Origin of the sequence: Geomonas edaphica (genome assembly GCF_004917075.1) — a bacterium.
In the GTDB taxonomy this organism is placed as follows: domain Bacteria; phylum Desulfobacterota; class Desulfuromonadia; order Geobacterales; family Geobacteraceae; genus Geomonas; species Geomonas edaphica.
This window is the reverse complement of sequence record NZ_SSYB01000006.1, coordinates 18,874-34,855: the sequence shown is the minus strand read 5'-3', so window position 1 is coordinate 34,855 and position 15,982 is coordinate 18,874. Positions and strand designations below refer to the sequence as shown.

Genomic DNA, 15,982 nt, shown 5'->3' with positions numbered 1-15,982 from the left:
GAGGTGAGGCGCATGAAGATCGATTTCAATACGTTCGTACTACTCATCATTTCGGTCCAACTGGCACTGGGGTACGTGAAGTCCTCCAGGAAGTAACTTTTCCCCCTCTTGCCGGTCCAGCGCCGGCAAGAGGCCCCTCCAGCTAGACGTCTAGCACTCCTCCCCCCCTCCCCTTCCTCGCACACCATTCCACCGCCCCCTCTCCCCCCTTCCCCGTCAGGCGTCACCCGAACCTTAATGAGGACTCCCGACCCCAAAGATAAATTAAAGTGCCGGGCATGCNTAACTTTTCCCCCTCTTGCCGGTCCAGCGCCGGCAAGAGGCCCCTCCAGCTAGACGTCTAGCACTCCTCCCCCCCTCCCCTTCCTCGCACACCATTCCACCGCCCCCTCTCCCCCCTTCCCCGTCAGGCGTCACCCGAACCTTAATGAGGACTCCCGACCCCAAAGATAAATTAAAGTGCCGGGCATGCCTGCCGATAAGCAGCTCATCATATAACACTGGTTGTTTGTTGCGAAAACTCCCGGACTGAATAGGGAAAACACCTCATGGGGCCTGAGGATCATGACAAAAAAAGGTTTTGTTAATGACGTAAACATCACGCTGGACGGCGCCTGCACCATGGAACGGGTCACCGACCTGCATGCGTTCCTCGCCGAGCGCTGCGCTGCCCTGGCCGAGACTCCCCCCTCCGCGGTGCGCGTCGACTTGGCACGGGTGCCCGGGATCGACGCCTGCGGTTGCCAGCTCCTCGCACTCTTTCTGGAGCAGTTGAGGCACCTGAGCATCGGTGCCAGCGCGGACGGCGCCGGCACCGAGGTCAGGGAGAGTATCGAGCTCCTCGGGTTCTCCTCTCTTTTCGCCGGGGAACACCCGCAACCGTAACGCGCCCCGGCAGCAAAGCCGGCGCGATCGACCGCAACGAAGGGACTAGCATGACGACTGCAGGCGGGGAACAAAGCGGCGTTGATCTGAAACGCTTCAACGAGGTGTTCTTCGAGGAGTGCGCGGAGAACCTTGCGCAGATGGAGCAGATCCTCATCTCGCTCGGGGACCGGGAGCCGGACCAGGAGCAGATGAACGCCATCTTCCGTGCCGCCCATTCCATCAAGGGTGGCGCCGGCATCTTCGGCTTCGACGACATGACCGTGGTGACCCATGTCATGGAATCGCTGCTTGACCGGCTTAGAAACCACGAGATCGTCTTCGCCCCTGGCATGATCGATCTCTTCCTGGAAGCCGGCGACGCGATCGCCATGCAGCTAGCCGGTCACCGCGACGGGAAACCGGTGCACCAGGAGGCGATCGACCAGGTGCGCGCCAGGCTGCAACAGACCATAGATGGCGACACGACGCAGGCGCCCGCCTCCCCCGTGTCCCAGACGCAGACACAGGCCCCGCCCGAAGGTGGGCTCCCGACAAGCTACCGACTCGCCTTCACACCGGAGCCCGAGATCTTCATGAGGCGGGTCCGGATGGAGAGCATCATCGCGGAGCTCGCCGACCTCGCCGAGGCGGGAACGTTCCGCTGCGAGGCACGGCTCGCGGAACTCCCTGACTTCGCAGGGTTCGACCCCGAGTGCTGCATCACCCGATGGGAGTTCGCCCTCGTCTCGCGGGCAACCAGGGACCAACTCGCCGATGTCTTCATGTTCGTGGCGGACGAAGACCAGCTCCGGATCGAGGAGCACCCAGCGGAGCGGCGCTCCCAGGTACAGGACCCGCCGAGCGAGCCCGCGCTACCGGTCGAGGGGAGACGCGCCTACGACCGCAACGAAACCGCACCCGGCGCCTTCGGCAGGCGCGGCGGCGAGGCGGAGTCTACGTTCAGGGTGAACGTCACCAAGGTGGACCAGTTGGTGAACCAGGTGGGGGAACTTCTCATCACCCAAGCCATGCTGAGCCAGGTCGCGGGGGGGCTCGACCCGATACTGCACCAGTCACTGCAGCGCGGGCTCGCCCAGTTGGAGCGAAACACCCGCGACCTGCAGGCGAGCGTCATGTCGATCCGGCTCGTCCCGATCAGCATCGTCTTCAACCGCTTCCCGCGCCTTGTGCGCGAGATAGCGGCAAAGCTCGGCAAGCAGGTAGAGCTTAAGACCTCAGGCGACAGCACCGAACTCGACCGCGGCCTCATCGAGAAGATCTCCGATCCCCTCACTCACCTCGTGCGCAACGCCCTCGACCACGGGCTGGAAAGCCCGGAGAAACGGACGGCGACCGGCAAGAATCCGGTCGGGACGCTCCAGCTCTCGGCCTCACAGGTGGGGGGAAGGATCGTGATCGACGTCATCGACGACGGTGCGGGGCTCCCACGGGAGAAGATCCTCGCGAAGGCGACGGAAAACGGCATCACATGCTCGGAGACGATGAGCGACGAAGAGGTGTGGCAGCTCATCTTCGCCCCAGGCTTCTCCACCGCGAGCGAGATCACCGACCTCTCCGGGCGCGGCGTCGGGATGGACGTGGTACTGAAGAACGTCCAGGCGATCGGCGGCCGGGTGCAGATCGCCTCCGAGGTGGGAAAAGGGGTGCGGGTGACCATCAGCCTTCCGCTCACCCTGGCCATCCTCGATGGGCTCTCGGTGGCGGTAGGGGGCGAGAAGTTCATCGTCCCGCTCAACGTGGTGATCGAATCGCTGCAGCCGAAAGCGGAGCAGTTGAAGACGGTGAACGGGCGCGAGGTGGTCCAGGTGCGCGGCGAGTACCTCCCCATCCTGAAGCTGCATTCGATCTTCAACCTGGAGACCGAGGTGACCGAACCGTGCCGCGGGATCCTGGTGCTGGTGGAGGCGGACGGCGAGCGCGGGGCAGTCATGGTGGACGCCCTTTTGGACGAACAGCAGGTCGTGGTGAAGAGCATCGAGACCAATTACCGTCGGGTCGAAGGGAGCGCCGGGGCGACTATCCTTGGCGACGGGCGCGTGGCGCTCATCCTCGACCTACCGGAGCTATTCTCGATGCACAGGCAGCTTTAAAGGGAAGGAGGCTAAGGGACCATGCAACAGACGGCACAAAACAGCTCCGAACAGCAGGGGGTGGCGCAGGCGGCATCCGAGTACCTCACCTTCACGCTGGGAAGCGAGAGCTACGGGATCGACATCCTGAAGGTGCAGGAGATCAGGGGGTACGACTGCGTCACCCGGATCGCCAACACCCCCCCGTTCATCAAAGGGGTGATCAACCTGCGCGGGGTCATCGTTCCCATCGTGGACCTGCGCATCAAGTTCAACGTGGGTGAGGCGACTTACCACGAGTTCACCGTGGTGATCATTATCAACGTGCTCGGCAAGGTGGTGGGGATCGTGGTGGACGGCGTTTCCGACGTGGTGGCGCTTCCCAGAGAAAGCATCAAGCCGGCGCCGGAACTCGGGGCGTCGCTCGACACCCGCTACATCACCGGGCTCGGCACCTTGAACGACCAGATGCTGATCCTCGTGGACATCGAAAAGCTGATCGGCAGCGACGAGCTGCAGATCGTCGACAGCGCGGCTGACAATTCCCAAAGCGAGGTGGTGAACCAATGAAAACGGCACGATTCAAAGACTGGAAGATACTTACCAAGATCCTCAGCATCTCCATAGCCACCATTCTCATGATGGTGCTCGGCGTGATGCTCTACGTACTCCCCTTCATGCAGAACAAGCTGATGGACGAGAAGATCCAGGCGACGAAGGCAGTGGTCGACGTGGCCTACGACGTCCTGACCTCGAACCAGAACGCGGTGAAGGAGGGGAGAAAGACCCTGCAGCAGGCTCAGGCCGACGCGCTGAAGCAGATCTCCGAGATGAGGTACCAGGGGAACGAGTACTTCTGGGTCAACGACTTGGATACAAAGGTGCTCATGCACCCGATAAAACCGGAGCTGGTAGGCAAAACACAGTACGACAACAAGGATCCGAACGGCAAAAAGCTCTACGTGGAATTCGTCAACGTCTGCAAGGAGAAAGGCGAAGGGGTGGTGGACTACATGTGGGCCAAGCCCGGGTCCACCGTTCCCGTCCCTAAAATCTCCTACGTCATTTTGATGAAGGAGTGGGGCTGGATCGTGGGAAGCGGCATCTACGTCGACACCGTCAAGGTGGAGATGAACAAGATGAAGTGGCAGATCATCGGCGGCACCGCGGCGCTTGCCATCCTCATCGTCGTCTTCGCCTGGTTCGTCGCGCGCCGCATCAAGGAGGCACTCGATCAGGCGATCGGCGCATCGAAGCGCATCGCCTCCGGGGATCTCACCGCCCAAATCGTGGTGAACAGCAAGGACGAGACCGGCGAACTCCTCGCCTCGCTCAAAGAGATGAACGAGGGGCTCGCCCACATCGTGGGGGACGTGAGAAACGGCGCCGAGTCGATCGCGACGGCGACCGAGGAGATCGCGGCGGGCAACGCCGACCTCTCCCAGCGTACCGAGGAGCAGGCGAGCGCCCTCGAGGAGACCGCCTCGAGCATGGAGGAGCTCACCTCGACGGTGAAGCAAAACGCAGACAACGCGCAGGCGGCAAACCAGCTTGCCATCAACGCCTCCGGCGTCGCGGTGAAGGGTGGCGAGGTGATCAACCGCGTGGTGCGCACCATGGAGTCGATCACCGACAGCTCCAAGAAGATCTCGGACATCATCGGTGTCATCGACGGCATCGCCTTCCAGACCAACATCCTGGCCTTAAACGCTGCGGTCGAGGCGGCGCGCGCCGGCGAGCAGGGAAGAGGGTTTGCCGTGGTCGCCGCCGAGGTGAGAAGCCTCGCGCAAAGAAGCGCCGCGGCAGCCAAGGAGATCAAGTCGCTCATCGAGGACTCGGTCGCCAAGGTCCAGGACGGCAGCCGGCTCGTCGAGGAGGCGGGGCGCACCACCCAGGACATCGTCACCAGCATCAAGCGGGTGACCGACATCATGGCCGAGATCTCGGCCGCCTCGATAGAGCAGTCCTCCGGGATCGAACAGGTGAACACCGCGATCACCCAGATGGACGACGTGACGCAACAAAACGCCGCACTCGTGGAAGAAGCCGCGGCGGCGGCCGAGTCTCTCGAGGAACAGGCCCAGCAGCTCGTCTCCGTCGTGGCCCGCTTCACCCTCGAGCAGGCGCAGAAGCAGGCGGCGCCGCCTGCGGAGAAGCGCAAACTCACCCGTGCGGCGACCAAGCCCCAGACGCAGGAGAAAAAAGTGAAACCCGTAGCGGCATCGGCAGGGGTAAGAGCGCTGGAACAACGTCCCGCACGCGCAGCGGAAGCTGAGCAGGACGATGACTGGAAGGAGTTCTGAGACCCGATATGCTCCATAGCGCGCCGCTGCCCCTGACGGGGGGGGGAGCGGCGCAGCACGCGGGGCAGTTCGAATTCACCGGGGACGACTTCGCGCGCATCCGGGCCTTCATCTACCGCTACGCGGGGATCGCCCTCGCCCCAGGTAAGATGGACATGGTCTACAGTCGCCTGGCGCGCCGGCTGCGGGCGCGCGGGGTCACCACCTTCTCGGAATACATCTCGATCGTGGAAGGTGGGGAACCTGAGGAGGTGGAGGCCTTCATCAACGCCCTCACCACCAACATGACCTCATTCTTCCGGGAGCCGCACCACTTCAGGACGCTGGCGGAGCGCCTGGCGCAGCGCCCGGCGAACCGCGCGGTCAGCATCTGGAGCTGCGCCTCGTCAAGCGGCGAGGAGCCCTACTCGATAGCCATGACCACCCGGGACGCACTCGGTGAGAGGAACCAGGCGAGCATCCTCGCCACCGACATCGACACCAACGTCCTCGGGCGTGGGCGCGAGGGGATCTACCCCGTCGACCAGATGGAAAAGGTCCCCGAGGCCTACCGCAAGCGTTTCTTCCTGCGCGGCGACGGGAAAAACGAGGGGTTCGTCCGCGTGAAGGAGGAGCTGCGCCGCATGGTCTCGTTCAAGAGGCTGAACCTCCTCGACCAGGAGTGGCCCATGCGCGGCAGGTTCGATTTCATCTTCTGCCGCAACGTGATGATCTACTTCGACAGGAACACCCAGCAGGCGATCCTGGAGCGGATCGCCCGGGTGCTGCAACCCGACGGGCTCCTTTTCGTCGGGCACTCGGAGAGCCTGCATCACGCCCAGGATCTCTTCAGGATCTGCGGCAACACGACCTATGCATTGAGGAGCTGACGGTGGCGAAAAGGGGGAAGGAGCAGGAGCCGGCGCGCTACTTCGATCAGGAGTTCGCAACCGAGGCGGTGAAGATCGTGGCGGGCGAGTTCTTCGCCACCTCGGAAGAACTCGCCATCACCACGCTCCTTGGTTCCTGCGTGGCCGTCTGCCTCTACGATCTCGAGTGCGGCGTAGGCGGCATGAACCACTTCATGCTCCCGGAACTGCAAAAAGGGGGCGACGCCACCCCCTGCGCCGGCCTCTGCAACACCCAATCGCGCAGTTGCGCACGCTACGGCAGTTGCGCGATGAGGCGCCTCATGGCGCAGCTGGAGCTTCTGGGTGCGAACCGCAGGCGCCTGGCGGCAAAGCTCTTCGGGGCGGGACGCGTCATGGCGACCGCCGCCGACATCGGCGGAAGCAACGCGGCCTTCGCCATCGAATACTTGAAACAACAGGGGATCCCCATCGTCGCCTCGGACCTTGGGGAGTGCTGCCCCAGAAAGGTGATCTTCTTCCCCAAAACCGGTCGCGCCCTCGTGAAAAGGATGCGCAACCCGCAGGAACAAACGCAATGCCCATCAAGGTGATGATAGTAGATGACTCCGCGCTGATCCGGTCGCTTTTGACCGAGATCATCGACGCCGAACCCGACCTCAAGGTGGTGGGGACGGCGCCGGACCCGCTCGCGGCGCGGCAGAAGATAAAGGAGTTGAACCCGGACGTGCTCACCCTGGACGTCGAGATGCCCAAGATGGACGGGCTCGTCTTCCTGGAAAAGCTGATGCGGCTGCGCCCCATGCCGGTGGTGATGGTCTCCTCGCTGACCGAAAAGAGTTCGACGGTGACGCTGAGGGCGCTAGAGCTTGGCGCCTTCGATTTCGTCACCAAGCCGAAGATCGACATCAGAAGCGGCCTCATGGAGTACGCGCGGGAGCTCACCGAAAAGATCCGCTGCGCCCACCTCTCCTTCCGCAACCGGGGTGCCGCACGGGTCGTGCCGCAGGTGGAGCGAAAACTCACCGCCGACGCGGTACTCCCGAGCGCCCGCCAGCATTTCTCCACTACGGAGAAGGTGATCGCCGTCGGCTCCTCCACCGGGGGGACCGAGGCGCTCAAGGCCTTCCTGACCCAGCTCCCTCCGGACTGCCCGGGGATCCTCATCACCCAGCACATGCCCGAGACCTTCACGCGCACCTTCGCGGCGCGGCTGAACGGCCTTTGCGCGCTGGCGGTGAAGGAAGCGGAGCACGGCGAGCGGGTGCTGCCGGGTCACGCCTACATAGCCCCCGGCAACCGCCACATGATGCTCGCCAGAAGCGGCGCCAACTACACCATCGCCCTGGACGACGGCCCACCGGTATCGCGGCACCGCCCATCGGTGGACGTCCTTTTCCGCTCCGCGGCCAACTGCGCCGGCGCCAACGGTCTGGGCATCATCATGACCGGCATGGGGGACGACGGCGCGGCCGGGATGCTCGAGATGCACGAGGCCGGGGCGAGGACCTTCGCCCAGGACGAGGAGAGCTGCGTCGTGTTCGGCATGCCCCGTGAGGCGATCGCCCGGGGGGGCGTGGACGAGGTGGTCCCCTTGTCCGAGATGGCGCATCGACTCCTTGGCTGGCTCGCCTCGCACGGCAAGCGCAGCTTCAGGGTCTGAACACCTTTTGCGACCGGAGAAAAGAAACTTGAAGCATCTGAAGATGGCAACCGAAAAGGTCCCCATACTGCTTGTGATAACGGCAGTCGCCATCGCGTTCGTGATGATGGTCGCCAACCGCCTCGTGCTGGAACAGATCCGCGAGGAGGCGGTGCGCCAGGCGAGCCGGCAGCAGGAAAGCAGCATGGCGGCCTTCTGGGAGCAGACGAGCCGCCACGGCAACCTTTTCCACATCGAGGACGGCAGGATGATCCTCGGCGACTACTACGTGCTGAACGACAGCAACGAGATCCCGGACCGGATCTTCCACATCACCGGCAGCCGCGCGACCATCTTCATGGGCGACACCCGGATCGCCACCAACGTGATGAAGGCGGACGGAACCCGCGCCATCGGGACGAGGCTCATCGGCCCGGCGTACGACACCGTCTTCCGGCAGGGGATGCGTTACCGCGGCAGCGTCGACATCCTCGGCATCCCCTACTTCACCGCCTACGACCCGATCCGGGATCCCAGCGGCAAGGTGATCGGCGCCCTCTTCGTCGGCGTGAAGCAAAGCGAGTACCTCGCGCGCTACAACGGCATCGCCGTGAAGATCACCGCGATCAACGGCACCCTGGCTGCCATCTTCGTGCTCTTCGCCGTCCTTTTGATCCTGAACCGCAGGCATTCGGAAAAGGAGATAAGGACGCAGTTACTGTTCCAGCAGCACCTGCTCGACACCATCCCCAGTCCCATCTTCTCCAAGGATGCCCTGGGGCGCTACAACCTGTGCAACAAGGCCTTCCAGTCCTACGTGGGGCTTACCCGCGAGGAGCTGATCGGCAAGTCCGTTTTCGAACTCTGGCCGGAAGAACTGGCGCAGCGCTACTACGACATGGACAGGGAAATCATGGAGGCGACCGGAACGCAGATCTACGAGTCGCAGGTGCGCTACGCCGACGGGTCGCTGCGCGACGTGATGTTCCACAAGGCCTCCTTCCGTGACGAGCACGGCACCCCCGGCGGCTTGGTGGGGGTGATCCTCGACATCACCGAGAGAAAGGCGGCCGAAAAGGAGCGCAGCCTGATGGAGGCCCAAAGGCACCGCTCCCGCATGATGGAGTTGCTCTTGATCCAGCTGAACCACGACCTGAACACTCCGCTCACCCCTCTTTTCGCCCTGCTGCCGATGATAAGGCGGAAGGTAGAGGACGCGGGCGTGGACCGGATGTTGGAAATCTGCCAGCAGTGCGTGAATCAGATCCAGGGGTTGGCGGGGAAGACGTTCGACCTGGTGCGCATCTCCTCCGATCGCCCGAGGCTCCTTCCGGTGAACCTCGCCGTCGCCGCGGACAGCGCGCTCGGCGACGTCTCCAACGCCCTTGCCGAGCGCGGCGTGATCTGCTGCAACGCCATCGATCCCGAACTGAAGGTGCTGGGCTCGGCGGAACAGCTTACCCTCCTCTTCAAGAACCTGCTCGGCAACGCGGCACGTTACGCGGCGCAAAACGGTAAGGTGGTGCTCTCCACGACCAGCAGGGAGGACGAGATCGTGGTCTCGGTGCGGGATGACGGTGTAGGACTCGACCGGGAACATCTCGCCCTCATTTTCGACGAATTCTATAAGGCGGACAGCGCGCGCCACGACCTCACCACCCAGGGGCTTGGGCTCGCCATCTGCAAGAGGATCGTCATCAACCACGACGGCATGATCTGGGCCGAGAGCCCCGGTCCCGGCCTTGGCACCACCATTTTCTTCACCCTCAAGGGGGACAGTTCCGGCGACCCGCTCCCGGTGCTGTACGACATATGAAATATCTTTCCGTTGATCAACTGAAACGCCGCATCGGCATCACCGTCGCAGTCGTGACCGGTGCGGCACTGGGCACCTTCACCCTCGGGCTCCTGCGGGGAGGCGGCGCCGGCGACCGGACCTCGCAGTTGCAATCGGTACTCGTCCTTTTTTTGTGCATGGCTGTCGCCGTGCTCGCCCGGCTTCTCTTCGCCCACCTTGAGCACCTCGAGGAGACCCGGCGCATCATCGAGGAACAGCGCACGGAGCTTGCCCTGAAGGCGGCCCAGATCGACGCCGCCAACGACTGCATCGTGCAGATCGACGCAGAGGGGCGTCTCATCCACTTCAACCAGGCGCTAAGCCGCATGACCGGATACGCACCCGAGGAACTGGCGGGACTTAAGCTGCACCAGATCGAACCGCCCGAATGCGCGGCGCAGATAGAGCCGACCATCCGCCTCATCACCGAGCGCGGCGAGGCCGCCTTCGAGAGCGCCTACCGGGCCAAGGACGGCCGGGTGATCCCGGTCGAGGTGCAGGCGCGGACCATGGAGAGCCGCGAGGGGCAGCTCATCCTGAACATCGCGCGCGACATCACCCAGAGAAAACAGGCCGAGATTAGGGAGCAATGCCGCCTGAAAACGCTGGAGAGGGTCGCCTCGGACGCCCCCCTCGAGGAACTCCTCACCTCGGTGGTCCGTTTCGTCGAGGAGTCCATCCCCGGTTCGCTCTGCTCCATCCTCCTCATCGACAACTCCGGAACCAAGCTGCACCACGGCGCGGCCCCCTCCTTCCCAAGCGCCTTCAACGAGGCAATGGACGGGCTGCAGATCCTCAAGGGGAATGGTTCCTGCGGCACGGCCGCCTTCCTGCGGCAGCGCGTGGTGATCGAGGACCTGGAAGAGCACCCGTGGTGGCGCGCGTTCCCCGCCGCGCGCGATGCGGGGCTCCGGTCGTGCTGGTCCGACCCGGTCTTCGCCGCCAACGGCACCCTGCTCGGCACCATCGCCGTGTACAGGAGAGAACCGCTCCCCCCGAGCGAGGACGACCTCCAGCTCCTGGAATCGGCGGCTCATCTCGCCGGGATCGCCATCAGCCGCGTGCGGGCCGACGAGGGTCGCCACGTCCTGGAGGAGCAGCTGCGCCAGAGTCAGAAGATCGAGGCGGTCGGGCAGCTGGCGGCCGGCGTGGCCCACGACTTCAACAACCTCTTGACGCCTATAATCGTCTACGGCGACATGCTGTTGCGCATGGCGCCGGATGGTTCGCCCCAGGCCCGCATGGTGCAGTCGATGAGTGCCGCAGCGCATAAAGCTAGCGAACTCACTCAGAAACTGCTATCTTTCGGGCGCAGACAGGCGCTGCATATAACGCTCCTTGACCTGAACGAGGTGATCACCTCCTTCAGGGAGATCATGCGCGCCACCATAAGGGACGACATCGTCATCGACCTCATCCTCTCCCCCGGCGCCGCCAAGGTGCAGGCGGACCGCGGCCAGCTCGAACAGGTGCTCTTGAACCTCATCCTGAACGCACAGGACGCGATAGAGGGAAGGGGCTCCATCTGCCTCGAGACGGGGCACCTGATCCTTGATGACGAGTTCCACCGGCAGCACCCGGTCGCGAAGCCCGGGCACTACATCCTGCTCGCCTGCAGCGACGATGGCTGCGGCATGAGCGAGGAGATATTGAGGCGGGTCTACGAGCCCTTCTTCTCCACGAAGGAAACCGGTCGCGGCACCGGCCTCGGGCTCGCCACCGTCTACGGCATCATCAAGCACCACGGCGGCTGCATCGAGGTTAAGAGCGCCCCCGGGGAAGGGACGAGGTTCGCGATCTACCTTCCGGCCAGCGCAAGCCTCGAGGAGCCGATCCTCACGCCGCCGCTGAGAACCCAGCTGCAGCAGGAGGGGAGCGCGGAGAAGGTGATCCTTCTCGTCGTGGACAACCGGATGATCCGCGAGGCGACCGCCGACCTGCTCGACTCCTTCGGCTATCGCGTCCTCGCCGCAGACTCGCCGGCACGCGCCCTGGAGCTTGCCGCTAGCACGACCGCTACCATCGACCTGCTGGCAACCGATGTTATCATGCCGGAGATGACCGGTCCCGAGCTTTACCAGAAGTTGCAGGAGCAGTACCCCGACCTGCCGGTACTGTACATCTCGGGCTACACCAGTAGCCCCCTCCAGGAAGAGCAGGAAAGCCGGCAGGCGATCTTCCTGGCGAAACCCTTCACCCTGGAACAGTTCATGGCGAGGATCACCGAGATGCTGTTCCAGATGGCCCCTGGCGTTGCCGAACCTCCTCCGCTGGATCACAGGGAGATGGCACGACTCATAGGAGAACAGAGGGGCTATCCCCCCCACAGGAAGGAACCCGCGCCATGAACAGAAAGATAATGATCGTAGACGACAACGAGTACGTAAGGGCATCGGTGGACATCATCTGCGAGTCGGGACAACTCGACCTGACCAGCGCCGCCAGCGGCATGGAATGCCTGCAGCGCCTGAAGGAGGGGTTCAGGGGGGTGATCCTCATGGACATCATGATGCCGGAGATGGACGGCTGGGACACCATAAGGGAGATGGTGGATCGGGACCTTTACCAGGGAAACATCGTGGTGATGCTGACCGGCATGGGAGAGCCAGACTCCAAGATGGAAGGGCTCCAGGAGTACGTATCGGACTACATGACCAAGCCCTTCAACCCGGACGAACTGCTCGATTCCCTGGAGTACTACCTGACGCTTTTAAACACGCCGGTGGATAACCATGAGCGCTAGGAACCTCGTTGTCATAGGGGTCTCGACCGGAGGTCCGCTTACCCTGAAGGCGCTCTTCAAGGAGATTCCCCCGCTGGACGCCGCCTTTCTCATCGTGCTGCACATCACGCCGCAGATGGATTACCGGATCGCGCAGGGCCTAGCCGCCGCGGCAACGATGCCGGTGACCCTCGCCGAGGACGGAGAGTACCTGAAACACGGGCACATCTACATGGCCCCGGGGGGCTTTCATCTAAAGCTCGAGGGGAACCAGCGGGTCGTGCTGTACGAGGGGGCACGGGTGAACTACGTGCAGCCGGCGGCCGACGTGGCGATGCTTTCCGTCTCCCGGCCGCTCAAGGGAAAACTGGTCGGCATCGTGCTGACCGGTATGGGGCGCGACGGCGCCGACGGGATCAAACACATCCATGATATCGGCGGGATCACCATCGCGCAGGACCAACATTCCTCGACCATCTACGGCATGCCCAAGGCCGCGGCGCTCACCGGGGCGGTCGACCACGTGCTCCCCCCGAAGAAGATCGCGGCGAAACTGATCGAACTCCTCGCCTAGCCCCGGGGCTCGCCCGCCGCGCGTTCCCCGGGGGCGTGCTTCAGGAGAAAATCGACGAAAGCCCGATTGGCAAGGGAAAGGTAGGTATCCTTCTTCCAGGCGATGAGGAGATCGAGGGACAGGGGCGGATCGAAGGGGACCGCGGCTAGGTCCTCGTCACCCGCCACCACCATCTTGAGGAAGATGGAGATCCCTGTCCCGTTTCTAACCAGCGATTTCACCAGCGAAAAAAGGTTCGTCTCGAAGACGATGTCCGGCGTACTGCCGCTCTCCTTGATCGCCTCCAGAAAGAACTCCCTGATGTAGTACCCCTCCTTGTAGAAGACCAGCGGCTCCCGGATGAACTCGGCGAGCGTCACCGAGGCGCGTCCGGCGAAGGGGTGGCCAAGCGGCACGCAGACGACGATCTCCTCGCGCAGGAAGCGACGCACTTCCAGGGCGTCGGGAAAAGCGGCGCTCCCCCCTCCCGCCACCACCCCCATGTCGAGTTCCCCCTGGCCGATCATCTTCTGGATCCGTCCCGAACCCTCGCCGAGCACGGAGATGCTCAACTGCGGGTAGGCCCTCTTGAAGTCCCTTATGATGTCCGGGAAGAAGTAGGCGCTGATCATCGGCGTGATCCCAATCCTCACCTCACCGCGGCTGAGCCCCTTCAGCTCGGCCATCTCCAGCTCCGCCCCGTGCAGGTCGTCGAGGATGCGCCGGGCATGCGGCAGAAAGATCTCACCCTCCGCGGTGAGGGAAACCCGCTTATCCTGGCGGTTGAAAAGCACCAGGTCGAGCTCCTCCTCGAGCTTCTTCACCGCCATGCTGATCGCGGGCTGCGCGATACGCAGCGACTCCGCCGCCTTGGTGAAGTTCTTGAGCCGCGCCACCTCCAGGAAATATTTGAGCTGCCGTATCTCCATGTTTCTCCCCGCGATAAAGATGCCTTCCCCGGAAACCTCCTCCCCCTGGAGGGGGGAGGTCGGGAGGGGGGAAGCTTCTTGTCCGAGAAGGACGCTACGCGCCCCCTCCCCTACCTTCCCCCTCCAGGGGGAGGGATATCATATCGAATCGTTATTAATACGATAAGCATTATATATTTTGCTTATGGTATGGCAAGCGCTATAGTGAACTCCGTCACAGGCAGTACGCGGGGAGAGAGCAATGGGATCGATAACAAGCGGCACCAAGAGATACCGGCAGATCAACTGGGCTTTTTTCTGCGCCGGGTTCGTAACCTTCATCACCCTTTACGACGTGCAGCCGCTGTTGCCGGTCTTCACCCGTGAATTCGGGGTGAGCGCCGCCTTCGCGAGCCTCCCCCTCTCGGTGACCACCTGCGCCCTCGCCGTCTCCATGCTCTTTGCCGGGACCATCTCCGAGACGCTGGGACGCAAGGCCGTCATGGTCGCCTCGCTTGTCACGACCTCGGTACTCGCGCTGATCACCTCCCAGACGGCGAACCTAGAACAGCTGGTCGTCGTCAGGTTCCTGCAGGGGATCGCCCTTGCCGGGCTTCCGGCGGTGGCCATGGCCTACCTGAGTGAAGAGATCGCCCCCAGCTCGCTCACCTCGGCGATCGGCCTGTACATAAGCGGCAACGCCATCGGCGGCATGACCGGCAGGATCTTCACCGCCGTGATGTCCGAGCAGACCAGTTGGAGGGCGGCCCTCGAGGTGATCGGCGTGGTCTGCCTCGTCTTGAGCCTTTACTTCGCCAAGACCCTTCCCCCATCCGAGAACCTGAAGAAGCGCCCGTTCGCGGTGCGCTACCTGTTCAGCTCGCTGCTGCGCCAGTTGAAGGATCCGGGACTGCTCTGCCTGTACGGCATCTCTTTCCTGATCATGGGGAGCTTCGTAACCCTTTACAACTACATCACCTTCCGGCTTCTCGGCGCACCCTACCACCTTTCCGCCTGGCTGGTTTCCCTGATCTTCCTGGTCTACATGCTCGGTTCCTTCAGCTCCTCCATGATCGGCGGACAGGTCGAACGTTTCGGTCGCGGGAGGATGCTCTTTCTCACCATCGGCACCATGGTTTTCGGGGCTGCCGTCACCACGAGCCGCGACGTCGGCAGCATCGTCACCGGCATCGCCATCTTCACCTGCGGCTTTTTCGGCGCCCACACCATCGCCTCCAGCTGGGTCGGGAGCCGCGCCAAGACCGCCCGAGCACAAGCCGCATCCCTCTACCTATTCTTCTACTATCTGGGGTCAAGCGTCTCCGGCACCGTCGGCGGAGTCTTCTGGGTATCCCACGGATGGGGTGGCGTGGTGCTGCTCATCCTGGGCCTTTTATTGCTGGCGCTCGCCCTTTGGAAGTTACTCACGAGTTGTGCCGCCGAGTGCCCAGCCCGTAACGCCGTCGCGAGCCTCGACGCCATGCGCAGCTGACCGCTCAAGTTCCGGGCCGGCCTGCCGATAGGTCTCATCAAAAGGACCGAGGAGCGAGCCATGCCTGAACTGATACGCGTAGCAGAAGGGATAGCGATCCCCGTAGACATGTGGGCGACCTGGGACAGTCTTTCCGAGTTGGCCGTGAAGCACGGTCCCATTTTCGAAGCCGATCTGGTGCGGCTGGGTTTTAACTTGCGCCCGATCTATCATCTGAACAGCTCCATAGGGGGCGAGCAAGCGATAGGCTTTGGAGCCGCCACCTCCGCCAGTTTGCAACTGGTACTGCGTCCCGACATCTATCGCGCTATGATCGGCAGCGTCGTCAACTGACGCTGCCTCCGCCCCCCCTCCCGCACCGCCAACTCTCCGAGCCTCAGCGCACCCCAGCTCCCCCCCTACCAGCCCAGCGAACCGCCAGCAGCAGCCAGCCCGGCCGGCGTGTCACCACCCCTTTGCTGCCGTCCATCCCGTCCACCAAGTCCACCAAGTCCACCAAGTCCACCAAGTCCACCAAGTCCACCAAGTCCACCAAGTCCACCAAGTCCACCAAGCAGCCTCCACAAGACAAAAAAGATCCCAAAACCCAGAATCGCGTTTTTATGACTTAGGTCAAGGTCGCCCCCCGTAATAGTGGTTAAAGTCGCATCATCGAGAGCGGGGCAAAGGTGCCGAAGGCAGCCGAGACCGACCGCCTCAAGAGATCACTATTAGGAGAGA

The 15,982-nt window shown here is 63.1% G+C and carries 15 protein-coding genes; 13 read left to right on the top strand and 2 right to left on the bottom strand.

Annotation, left to right across the window (positions count from 1 at the left end):
* Positions 1–564 precede the first annotated feature (564 nt).
* From E8K79_RS18650 to E8K79_RS18600, 11 genes are read left to right on the top strand one after another with little or no spacing between them, the layout of a single operon-like run.
* Complete coding sequence (locus tag E8K79_RS18650; RefSeq protein ID WP_136516062.1) at positions 565–885, top strand: STAS domain-containing protein; 321 nt, start codon at positions 565–567, stop codon at positions 883–885.
* 50 nt (positions 886–935) lie between these two features.
* Positions 936–2,978 (top strand): chemotaxis protein CheW, encoded by a 2,043-nt coding sequence (locus tag E8K79_RS18645; protein ID WP_136516061.1) that lies wholly within the window; start codon positions 936–938, stop codon positions 2,976–2,978.
* Positions 2,979–2,999: 21 nt separating this feature from the next.
* A complete protein-coding gene (locus E8K79_RS18640; protein ID WP_136516060.1) occupies positions 3,000–3,527 on the top strand; it encodes a chemotaxis protein CheW in 528 nt (175 codons plus the stop codon).
* Positions 3,524–5,260, top strand: a complete 1,737-nt coding sequence (locus E8K79_RS18635) for a methyl-accepting chemotaxis protein (protein ID WP_136516059.1) — start codon at positions 3,524–3,526, stop codon at positions 5,258–5,260. Before E8K79_RS18640 ends, E8K79_RS18635 begins: the two co-directional genes overlap by 4 nt.
* A gap of 8 nt (positions 5,261–5,268) precedes the next feature.
* Positions 5,269–6,129 (top strand): CheR family methyltransferase, encoded by an 861-nt coding sequence (locus tag E8K79_RS18630; RefSeq protein WP_136516057.1) that lies wholly within the window; start codon positions 5,269–5,271, stop codon positions 6,127–6,129.
* 2 nt (positions 6,130–6,131) lie between these two features.
* Positions 6,132–6,701: a histidine kinase gene (locus E8K79_RS18625; protein WP_136516055.1), complete on the top strand. Its 570-nt coding sequence runs from the start codon at positions 6,132–6,134 to the stop codon at positions 6,699–6,701.
* Positions 6,686–7,771, top strand: a complete 1,086-nt coding sequence (locus E8K79_RS18620; protein ID WP_136516054.1) for a protein-glutamate methylesterase/protein-glutamine glutaminase — start codon at positions 6,686–6,688, stop codon at positions 7,769–7,771. The genes E8K79_RS18625 and E8K79_RS18620 overlap by 16 nt, the downstream gene beginning before the upstream one ends.
* Before the next feature lie 28 nt (positions 7,772–7,799).
* Complete coding sequence (locus tag E8K79_RS18615; protein WP_246043885.1) at positions 7,800–9,566, top strand: cache domain-containing protein; 1,767 nt, start codon at positions 7,800–7,802, stop codon at positions 9,564–9,566.
* Positions 9,563–11,935: a GAF domain-containing protein gene (locus tag E8K79_RS18610; RefSeq protein WP_136516053.1), complete on the top strand. Its 2,373-nt coding sequence runs from the start codon at positions 9,563–9,565 to the stop codon at positions 11,933–11,935. The genes E8K79_RS18615 and E8K79_RS18610 overlap by 4 nt, the downstream gene beginning before the upstream one ends.
* Positions 11,932–12,330 carry a response regulator gene (locus tag E8K79_RS18605; RefSeq protein WP_136516052.1) on the top strand — a complete coding sequence of 133 codons (399 nt, stop codon included), beginning with the start codon at positions 11,932–11,934 and terminating at the stop codon, positions 12,328–12,330. The genes E8K79_RS18610 and E8K79_RS18605 overlap by 4 nt, the downstream gene beginning before the upstream one ends.
* Positions 12,320–12,883 (top strand): CheB methylesterase domain-containing protein, encoded by a 564-nt coding sequence (locus tag E8K79_RS18600; protein WP_136516050.1) that lies wholly within the window; start codon positions 12,320–12,322, stop codon positions 12,881–12,883. The genes E8K79_RS18605 and E8K79_RS18600 overlap by 11 nt, the downstream gene beginning before the upstream one ends.
* Here E8K79_RS18600 and E8K79_RS18595 read toward each other — a convergent pair.
* The gene (locus E8K79_RS18595) at positions 12,880–13,791 is read right to left on the bottom strand and encodes a LysR family transcriptional regulator (RefSeq protein ID WP_136516049.1); all 912 of its coding nucleotides are present in this window, start codon (positions 13,789–13,791) and stop codon (positions 12,880–12,882) included. The genes E8K79_RS18600 and E8K79_RS18595 overlap by 4 nt on opposite strands.
* 241 nt (positions 13,792–14,032) lie before the next feature.
* Between E8K79_RS18595 and E8K79_RS18590 the strand changes: the two genes are divergently transcribed.
* Positions 14,033–15,262, top strand: a complete 1,230-nt coding sequence (locus E8K79_RS18590; protein WP_136516048.1) for an MFS transporter — start codon at positions 14,033–14,035, stop codon at positions 15,260–15,262.
* A 60-nt stretch (positions 15,263–15,322) separates the two neighbouring features.
* Positions 15,323–15,595, top strand: coding sequence for a hypothetical protein (locus E8K79_RS18585; RefSeq protein ID WP_136516047.1), 273 nt, complete (start codon positions 15,323–15,325; stop codon positions 15,593–15,595).
* A gap of 43 nt (positions 15,596–15,638) precedes the next feature.
* Here E8K79_RS18585 and E8K79_RS18580 read toward each other — a convergent pair whose 3' ends face one another.
* Positions 15,639–15,815, bottom strand: a complete 177-nt coding sequence (locus E8K79_RS18580) for a hypothetical protein (protein ID WP_162604718.1) — start codon at positions 15,813–15,815, stop codon at positions 15,639–15,641.
* Positions 15,816–15,982: the final 167 nt, after the last annotated feature.

Excerpts from the sequence above, each read along its gene's own strand:
- E8K79_RS18650 (WP_136516062.1), top strand. The coding sequence starts at position 565 with ATGACAAAAAAAGGTTTTGTTAATGACGTAAACATCACGCTGGACGGC.
- E8K79_RS18645 (WP_136516061.1), top strand. The coding sequence starts at position 936 with ATGACGACTGCAGGCGGGGAACAAAGCGGCGTTGATCTGAAACGCTTC.
- E8K79_RS18640 (WP_136516060.1), top strand. The coding sequence starts at position 3,000 with ATGCAACAGACGGCACAAAACAGCTCCGAACAGCAGGGGGTGGCGCAG.
- E8K79_RS18635 (WP_136516059.1), top strand. The coding sequence starts at position 3,524 with ATGAAAACGGCACGATTCAAAGACTGGAAGATACTTACCAAGATCCTC.
- E8K79_RS18630 (WP_136516057.1), top strand. The coding sequence starts at position 5,269 with ATGCTCCATAGCGCGCCGCTGCCCCTGACGGGGGGGGGAGCGGCGCAG.
- E8K79_RS18620 (WP_136516054.1), top strand. The coding sequence starts at position 6,686 with ATGCCCATCAAGGTGATGATAGTAGATGACTCCGCGCTGATCCGGTCG.
- E8K79_RS18610 (WP_136516053.1), top strand. The coding sequence starts at position 9,563 with ATGAAATATCTTTCCGTTGATCAACTGAAACGCCGCATCGGCATCACC.
- E8K79_RS18605 (WP_136516052.1), top strand. The coding sequence starts at position 11,932 with ATGAACAGAAAGATAATGATCGTAGACGACAACGAGTACGTAAGGGCA.
- E8K79_RS18600 (WP_136516050.1), top strand. The coding sequence starts at position 12,320 with ATGAGCGCTAGGAACCTCGTTGTCATAGGGGTCTCGACCGGAGGTCCG.
- E8K79_RS18595 (WP_136516049.1), bottom strand. The coding sequence starts at position 13,791 with ATGGAGATACGGCAGCTCAAATATTTCCTGGAGGTGGCGCGGCTCAAG.
- E8K79_RS18590 (WP_136516048.1), top strand. The coding sequence starts at position 14,033 with ATGGGATCGATAACAAGCGGCACCAAGAGATACCGGCAGATCAACTGG.
- E8K79_RS18585 (WP_136516047.1), top strand. The coding sequence starts at position 15,323 with ATGCCTGAACTGATACGCGTAGCAGAAGGGATAGCGATCCCCGTAGAC.